Raw genomic sequence first — 8,367 nt, forward strand, 5'->3', positions numbered from 1 at the left:
AGGCGAAGTTAAACAAAATTATACTGAAGCATTAAGGCGAAGTTAAACAAAATTATACTGAAGCATTAAATTGGTATCTGGAAGCAACGAAAAAAGAACATGCTAAAGCTTAGTGTAATCTAGGAGCGATGTATTATAAAGGGGCAGGCGAAGTAGTTAAACAAAATTATATTGAAGCATTAAAGTGGTTTCAAAAAGCAGCGGCTAACGAAAGTGTAGTGGCTCAGTATAATCTAGGAGTGATGTATTATAGAGGATTAGGAGTAGTTCAACCAAATTATACTGAAGCATTAAAGTGGTTTCAAAAAGCAGCGGAAAAAGGACATGTTGGAGCTCAGAGGGTGCTGAAAGAGTGGATATAAAAGAGTATTCCCATTTTTCGTATCTATCTATTGAATAAATTGCATTTTGGTTCAAAAAGATATTGATGTAGAAACTTCAACATTTTTTCTTTTGATGATACATCAACACATTCTTTTTTTACTTTCTCGTCAAGATAAAAAAGATTTGCTTGAAAAGGATAATGTAAATTCATTTTCATAATATGAACAGCTTTTCAAGACGTAAAGCATAATGATATCTGTTGCTTACAAAAATGGTAGCTTGCCTTTTTTTATTCTGCAGATGCCTGCCAAAAATGTTTCGTAAAGGGTGGTGGCAAGTATAAACAACGGCGCAAACAAGCCTATCGGGTTTACAGCAGAGTACTGTGTGTCTCCATAGCAACGCTTGCCATAATAAATCTTACAAATAAACTTCCTGTATCATACATAAATATTTTTTGATTTTGAAAAATTATAAGGTAAAAATCCTAACAATGTTCCAACTAAGCGACAGCACAGAAATGAATATATAAAGCTTGTGTCAAAATAGCAGAATGCTGAGGAAGGAATGATGGCGACGTTGAAAACAGATTTGGGGACGAGAAAAAAGAAACCTACGAGCATATCTCAATTGACAAAAATTGTTAATTTCATGTAGAATACTACGGCATGTTGCGCATTTACGGATTAAAATAGCGACAAGCTTTTAATAAGATGGCGCATTTCTATATATAAAATCATCTTTTTGCGGTTTTGCCGTATCTTCACTATAAACTTAATTCTAAACGAAAAAAATGTGCAGTATGTGTTTGAGATTTTTCATTACAGGGACAATGACGATCAATATGAAAACACGAGAATATAGATTTTTTGCCTCTCTGTTGATTTTTTTATTACTTAGCGCAACGGGGCATGCAAGTCCTACCGCAAGTTCCATTGCTGTGGTACTAGAACAGCCGCGTGAAGAACAAAACGTTACAGAAACGGTTGCCACAACAGTCTTAACAGATATTAAACCTGAAAAAAAAGTGATAGGGCAATACATAAGAGGTATTCATCTTTCTGTGTGGGTAAGCGGATCGGAGAAACGCAGAAGAGGCGCAATAGATCTTTTTGATAATACAGAATTAAATACAGCTGTTATAGACATAAAAGAATACGAGGGAAAAGTTTACATCGACGGTATAAAAATTGTAGATGCGAACAACGCCTATGTGTCTGCAGTGCCTGATATTAAGGACTACGTTGCAAAATTAAAAGAAAAGGGTGTTTATACAATAGCGAGAATTGTTGTTTTTAGAGACAACACAATGACAAGAAAAAAACCTAAACTTGCAGTTAAAAATCCGGATGGCACTATCTGGACTGATAGAAATAACATAGCGTGGCTTGATCCATATAATCAAGACGCGTGGGATTATAATTTACAGATAGCCGAAAGAGCCGTAAGCATAGGTTTTGATGAAATACAGTTTGATTATATACGCTTTCCGTCGGATGGCAACACAAAAAATTGCAGATACAGTAAACCTCATTCAGCCACCGAAGCGTCAAAAGCTTTGGTAGGTTTCTTAAAAGAAGCCAACAGACGCCTTAAAAATAAGGGAGCAAAAATATCTATTGATGTTTTTGGTTTAACAACGACCGCAACTGACGATATGGGAATAGGGCAGAGAATAATTGAGATGACAGAATGGGTTGATTATGTAAGTCCCATGGTATATCCGTCGCATTATGGCAAGTGGAATTATGGCATAGCCGAACCAAACAAAGAACCATATAAAGTTGTTTATTACGCCATTGAGGGCGCTCTCAAAAGAATCCCTAGCGAAAAACTTCGTCCGTGGCTCCAAGATTTCAGTTTTGGTCACCACAAGTACGGCAAAGACGAAGTAAGAACGCAAATACAAGCTTGCTATGATAATAAAATAGGAAACTGGCTATTGTGGAACTCAAGAAGCGTTTATACAAGAAGCGCTTTAAGAGGACAAGACGAGGGAAACAGTTACCAAGAAAGCGATCCGCCTACTTCTGAAATGTTAAAAACTGCAGAGAAAAAACAACAAGCAGAAAACACACAAGAAAAACCGCCAACAATAGAACAGGTTTAGGGTGTCTGATTATTCTTCAGATAAGATTTCACCCATGCTTGGTTTGTCGTCCTGATTTGTGTACTGTTTAACAAGCTCTTTTTCTCTATCGAATTCGAGCTTTTTTACAGATGCTTCTATTCTTTTGTCTCTTACGTTAACTTTTATTATTTTAGCTTCAACTTCCTCGCCTTCTTTTAAGACTGACTGACTTTTGTCAACTTTTACAGAAGATGATTCACTATTTTTTATCAAAGCTTCTATGTCGGGCTCAATCTCCACAAAAGCGCCAAAATCTGCAACTCTTGCAACTTTGCCCTTCACAATAGTACCAACTTTATATTTTTTATAAGGATCAGCTTGAACATGTTTTAATGAAAGAGAAATTTTTTCATTTTGCGGATTGACTTCTAAAATAAGAACCTCAACTTCATCACCTTTTTTGAGAACATCTTCGGGATGCTTGATCTTTCTAGTCCAAGAAAAATCACTTATATGAACAAGTCCTTCTATTCCCTCAGGAAGTTTCACGAAAGCGCCAAAAGGCATAAGATTTTGAACTACCCCTTTAACAACAGCGCCTGGAGTGTAATGCCTAAATACTTCGTTCCATGGATTAGGAAGCATCTGCCTAATTGATAAAGCAATTTTTTTATTTTCTTTATCTACGTTTATAATCTTTACCTCTAATTCTTGTCCCTTCTTAACTTCTCTCTTCAGCGCAGCTGCGCTATCGTTCCACGCATATTCAGAAGCATGAAGCAATCCTTCTACACCAGCCTCAAGTTCTATAAAAACACCATAATCCATAATGGATGTTACTGTTCCTTTCATTATAAGACCTACTGGAAACTTCTCGGCAACGGATTCCCACGGATGAGGAGCAAGATTCTTCATACTTAACGAAATTTTATCTGAAGATTTATCAACTTTCATAACTTGAACTCTTATTGTTTGACCAACGTGTAATAAATCTTCAACTTTTTTAACTTTATACCATGCAAGTTCGCCAATGTGTAGTAATCCATCAACACCACCAAGATCGATAAAAGCGCCGAAAGGCATAATTTTCGACACAGTTCCATCTAATATTTGCCCTTCTGAAATACTTGCCAAAGCAACCACTCTCGCTGCATTTTTCTCATCCTCAACAATTTTTCTGCGAGAAATAACTATATTTTTTTTTCTTCCATCAAGCTCTATGATTACAAATTCATACGATTTACCAACGTATCGTTCTGCTTCTTTTACGAAATGCGTATCAAGCTGCGAAATAGGCAAAAAAGCATTTATTCCGTCAACATTTACAAGAAATCCACCCTTAATAGTTTTTAATATTGTTCCATTAACATGTTCGCCATTTTCAAAAGACTGCTGTGCAGCATCCCATTTTGCCTTTTCTACAATCTCTCTGTAAGAAAGAACCGGCTGATCATGTAAGCTTACAATTTTTACTTTTACTGACGCGCCAACTTTTAACTCAGTAGGCACCTTGCCTTCTTCAAATTCTTTTTTAGGAATTATTCCCTCCGATTTCATACCTAAATCAACCATAAAACCATCTGAATTTTCTTCAATAATGGTTGCCTCAATCTCCTTTCCAAAATCAATATTGCTGGATTCGTCATAACCTTTCACTAAATCTGCCATACTGATATCGCCATTATCTTCAAAGCTGGTTCCTGTTTTATCTAAATTTTTATTTTCTTCCATAGCGCTTCCCCTCTTCTCTTTGGTTAAAATACAAACCTCTTTTTTTCTATCTTGAATCTATCCCTTTTATCCTTCTTTCGATTTCTTTTATTATCCAATCAGGAGTAGATGCTCCTGCTGCTAAACCAACACTTTTTATGTTTCTAAACCATTTTTCATTTATATCGTCAACTGTTTCAATGTGATATGTTTTTGTTTTAACTGCACAAATTTGCGCAAGTCTTGTTGTGTTACCAGAATTTTTACCGCCTATTATTATCATTAAATCAACGCTGTCCGCAAGTTTCTCAGCGGATTTTTGTCTATCGAGAGTCGCTTTGCATATAGTGTTGTGAACTTTAGTTTTATATCGTCTCTTTAATTCTTTGACAATACTATCAAAATTTTTTGGAGTCTGCGTTGTCTGACTTACAACATTTATATCGCCACTACCCTTATATTTTTGCGCTACTTTGATGTTTTCTACAACAACACATTTTCCATTACCGTAGGAAACAAGAGCAATAACTTCTGGGTGAACTTTCTCACCAACCAATATTATCGTTTTATCTTTAGACTCTATATCTGTACTTAATTGTTTTACTATGTTTTGCGCTCTTTTCACGAACGGACATGTAGCATCTATTACGCTAATCGATTTATTCTTCTCAAGTTTTTTATGTAACTCAAAAGGAATTCCGTGAGTGCGTAAAATCACGCAACCACTTTCAACTCTACTGGGATCTTCTAAAGTTTTTATGCCCTGTTTCTCAAGACGTTCCACTTCTTGCGGATTGTGAATGATAGGTCCTAAAGTATATACTTCTGCCTTCTCTTTAGCGATTTTCTCTGCCAAATCTATAGCTCTTCTTACGCCAAAACAAAAACCGGCATTTTTTGCTATTTTAACTTTTAGCCTAGTATTTGCCTTCATGCTAATATTCCTACATTACATTTTTGAAACTGCATCTAAAACTTTCTGTGATAAACCAACATAATCCTTTTTAGTAAAACTTTTTGGCGGATATATCGGTGTTCCGTATTTTATTCTTATCTGCTTAAATTTTAACATTAGATTAGTGTTTTCTATTTTTACAGGAATCAATGGTACTTGGGCATTGCACGCCACCATTCCCGATCCAGTTCTTGCCTTTCCAAGTCGCCCGTTTTTTGAACGCGTTCCTTCAGGAAACATCAAAAGCAAATGTCCCTGTTCCAAAAGAGAAAATGCATGTCTCATTGCAGACATATCCTGCGAATCTCTTTTAATAGGAAAAGCATTCGTCCGTCTTATAATCCAGCCAAAGATAGGAATATCAAATAATTCTTTTTTAGCCATAAAATATAGTGGGCGTTTCATTGCAGATCCTGCTAAAGGTGGATCAAAAAAACTCATATGATTGGGAGCAATAATTGCTCCTCCAGATTTTGGAACATTCTCTACTCCTTCGATATGCCATCTATAAAACAAGCTAAATACTATTCTAAACACTTGCCTGCCAAATAAAAATAAAAATGACGACTCCTCTTTTATTTGCATATATCTCTTAAAGTCTCATAAAATCCGGGGAAAGACACGTCAACGCAATTTGAATCCTTAATCACCGTTTCTCCTCCAGCAATTAAAGAAGCTATAGCCAGCGTCATAGCTATTCTATGATCTTCAAAACTATCAAGAAGCGTCCCTGTAAATTTAATTCCACCTGCGCCGTTTATAATAAATCCGTCGTCGAGGGACTCAACCTGCGCGCCAAGTTTTTTAAATTGGCTTGCAACAGAATATATTCTATCGCTTTCTTTTACTCTGAGTTCCTTAGCGCCAGACACTCTTGTAATACTTTCCGCTTGCGTTGCAACAAGAACAAAAATTGGAATCTCATCCACCATTCTTGGCACAAGACAAGCATCAACATTTGCGGCCTTAAGTTTAGAATATTTTACAATTATATCACATACAGGCTCGTGCGAAACTTCTCTCATATTTGTTAGTGTAATGTCAGCGCCCATCCTTTTTAAAATCTCAAGAAACCCATCTCTAGTTGGATTAACGCCGACATTTTTTATCGTTAAATTAGAACCGGGAACAATTAACGCTGCAGCAATAAAAAACGCCGCCGAAGAAATATCTCCAGGAACTGTAATATCCTGAGATATAAGCTTTCCTGTCGGGCAAATTGCAACAGAGTTTCCATCAATTTTAATATCTGCTCCAAAAGCTTTTAACATTCTTTCGCTATGATCTCTAGATTTTACAGGTTCAGTATAAGTTGTTACGCCATCTGCATACAAACCTGCAAATAAAACAGCAGACTTAACCTGTCCCGAAGACTTGTTATTGACATAATTTACAGATTTTAGAGGAGCATGTCCTTTTATTGTCAGAGGAAGTAATCCATTTTCAGATTTGATTTTTGCGCCCATCTCGGATAACGGATCGATTATCCTCCGCATAGGTCTCTTTGAAAGGCTAGCATCTCCTGTAATAACAGTTTCAAAATCCTGTCCGGCAAGAATACCAGCAAGAAGTCTTGTCGTTGTGCCAGAATTTCCTGCATAAATATCATATCTACTATTTTGAGGTTTCGAGAGCTTTAAACCAATGCCTTTTACGTAAAGATTGCTTTTATCTATCTTGATTTCAGCGCCCATTTGACGAAATGCTTCAATTGTCCTGTTACAATCATCAGACGACAAATAATTTCTGATGACAGAATTGCCTTCGGCAAGAGATGAAAGAATGACGGCTCTGTGCGTTATAGACTTGTCAGCAGGAACTTCAATTACACCTGAAATAGCATTTACCTTCTTGAGTTTTATATCCATCGTATCTCCCATGGTCAACTAACTTTATATTTATACAACTGCACTACTTAAGTTTTCGAGGAAATTTTAGCTGTTTAATGTTATTTCTGCGTATTTAAAATTTCCTTTTTTATTTTTTGTTTATCTCTCAAATTCTTTTTAAATAAAACAAGCTCACCTATCAATTCAGTCAAATATCTCCCAACATTCTTGCTATTTGTAACAAAAATAGGCGCCCACATGTCAACACTCGACACTGCAACTCTTGTTATACCTTTAAAAGATCCTGCCGTGAGCATCCCAATTTGCGGATTTTTTTTATTTGTTTTCTGATAAATCTTATTTAATAAAAAAGCTATGACGTGAGGAACGTGGCTTGTCAAAGCAACAAGTTCATCATGTTTTTTTGCAGACATCGCAACAACATCTGCGCCTGTATCTTTCCACATTCTAACTACAACCATTTCTTTTTTCTCTACTTTCTTTGATAAAGTCGTTATAATTACTTTTGCATCTTTAAACATTTTTGCATCTGCTGACAGTATTCCATTTTTCTCTTTCCCAGCCACGGGATGAGAACCAACAAACGAAGCATAGTTTCTATTCTTAGCAAAAGCTATTATCTCTTTTTCAATTTGATATTTTACACTGCCGGTATCTGTGATTATTGCACTTTGCCTTACAATTTTTACAAGTTCTTTATATATCGACGCAATTGTATCTACAGGTGTACATATAACAACAATATCGGCATTTTTTGCGGACTGCAAAGATGAAGACGCATCGTCCACTGCTTTAATCTTAAGAGCTGTATTTAAAGCATCTTTTTTTCTTTCTATACCTGTTATATGATAGCGACCCTTTAAGGATTTACTCTTTAAAGCTAAACCTAAAGAACCTCCTATTTGCCCCAATCCTATAATGCTTACAGCTATATATTTTAGCATATTCACCTCAAACAAATATACTGCTACGCCAACTACATCAACAACACAGTAGAATAATAACTAACACAAGTCAATAGCAAATTCAAGTTGTCAATGCAACAATGATGGCGGAAGGTACCAGGCTAGTATTGTAGAAGTTTTCTTACAAAAACTCAATGGCAATCACCTAAACGCTCCTGAAGTTTTCATATTTTCTTGTAAATTAAAAGGTTTGATATAATACGAATATGGGCAGACATATTCAGTGTCTATTAAACTCTTAGAAGGTTTAAATTGATATAACTGAATTGATATAATAGCGACCACATTTGATTTGGTAATAGTTGGTTTTCTTATAAGAAGATTTAAATTGATATAACTGAATTGATATAATAGCGGTAGTTACATTTGCTGCCTCAAACCTTTCTGCCAGCAAATGTAACTACCGCTATTATATCAATTCAGTTATATCAATTTAAATCTTCTTATAAGAAAACCAACTATTACCAAATCAAATGTGGTCGCTATTATATC

7 protein-coding genes are annotated in these 8,367 nt (G+C 35.7%); 2 read left to right on the forward strand and 5 right to left on the reverse strand.

Translation table 11 applies throughout. From position 1 onward, the window contains the following. Positions 1-128: 128 nt before the first annotated feature. Together LE180_RS05260 and LE180_RS05265 are read left to right on the forward strand one after the other, a co-directional pair. The gene (locus LE180_RS05260) at positions 129-362 is read left to right on the forward strand and encodes a tetratricopeptide repeat protein (protein WP_374134409.1); all 234 of its coding nucleotides are present in this window, start codon (positions 129-131) and stop codon (positions 360-362) included. Positions 363-1,168: 806 nt separating this feature from the next. Beyond that, on the forward strand, positions 1,169-2,434 hold the full coding sequence (locus LE180_RS05265) for a putative glycoside hydrolase (protein WP_374134410.1): 1,266 nt from the start codon (positions 1,169-1,171) through the stop codon (positions 2,432-2,434). Positions 2,435-2,443: 9 nt separating this feature from the next. Here the strand turns inward: LE180_RS05265 and LE180_RS05270 are convergent, their stop codons facing one another. The 5 genes from LE180_RS05270 to LE180_RS05290 all read right to left on the reverse strand — a co-directional run bounded on the left by LE180_RS05270 (position 2,444) and on the right by LE180_RS05290 (position 7,854). Further along, positions 2,444-4,126, reverse strand: a complete 1,683-nt coding sequence (locus LE180_RS05270) for a 30S ribosomal protein S1 (RefSeq protein ID WP_374134411.1) — start codon at positions 4,124-4,126, stop codon at positions 2,444-2,446. A gap of 46 nt (positions 4,127-4,172) precedes the next feature. Beyond that, entirely contained in the window at positions 4,173-5,039 is an 867-nt protein-coding gene (locus LE180_RS05275) for a 4-hydroxy-3-methylbut-2-enyl diphosphate reductase (protein ID WP_374134412.1), read from the reverse strand. Between the two features lie 15 nt (positions 5,040-5,054). After that, positions 5,055-5,645 carry a lysophospholipid acyltransferase family protein gene (locus LE180_RS05280; RefSeq protein ID WP_374134413.1) on the reverse strand — a complete coding sequence of 197 codons (591 nt, stop codon included), beginning with the start codon at positions 5,643-5,645 and terminating at the stop codon, positions 5,055-5,057. Continuing rightward, positions 5,636-6,928, reverse strand: a complete 1,293-nt coding sequence (gene aroA / locus LE180_RS05285; protein ID WP_374134414.1) for a 3-phosphoshikimate 1-carboxyvinyltransferase — start codon at positions 6,926-6,928, stop codon at positions 5,636-5,638. Before aroA ends, LE180_RS05280 begins: the two co-directional genes overlap by 10 nt. Positions 6,929-7,008: 80 nt before the next feature. Further along, entirely contained in the window at positions 7,009-7,854 is an 846-nt protein-coding gene (locus LE180_RS05290) for a prephenate dehydrogenase (protein ID WP_374134415.1), read from the reverse strand. Positions 7,855-8,367: the final 513 nt, after the last annotated feature.

Source organism: Candidatus Endomicrobiellum pyrsonymphae, from assembly GCF_020328025.1.
GTDB classification, from domain to species: domain Bacteria; phylum Elusimicrobiota; class Endomicrobiia; order Endomicrobiales; family Endomicrobiaceae; genus Endomicrobiellum; species Endomicrobiellum pyrsonymphae.

Bases quoted from the DNA above. Each gene is read 5' to 3' on its own strand.
- LE180_RS05260 (WP_374134409.1), top strand. From the start codon at position 129: ATGTATTATAAAGGGGCAGGCGAAGTAGTTAAACAAAATTATATTGAA.
- LE180_RS05265 (WP_374134410.1), top strand. From the start codon at position 1,169: ATGAAAACACGAGAATATAGATTTTTTGCCTCTCTGTTGATTTTTTTA.
- LE180_RS05270 (WP_374134411.1), bottom strand. From the start codon at position 4,126: ATGGAAGAAAATAAAAATTTAGATAAAACAGGAACCAGCTTTGAAGAT.
- LE180_RS05275 (WP_374134412.1), bottom strand. From the start codon at position 5,039: ATGAAGGCAAATACTAGGCTAAAAGTTAAAATAGCAAAAAATGCCGGT.
- LE180_RS05280 (WP_374134413.1), bottom strand. From the start codon at position 5,645: ATGCAAATAAAAGAGGAGTCGTCATTTTTATTTTTATTTGGCAGGCAA.
- aroA (WP_374134414.1), bottom strand. From the start codon at position 6,928: ATGGATATAAAACTCAAGAAGGTAAATGCTATTTCAGGTGTAATTGAA.
- LE180_RS05290 (WP_374134415.1), bottom strand. From the start codon at position 7,854: ATGCTAAAATATATAGCTGTAAGCATTATAGGATTGGGGCAAATAGGA.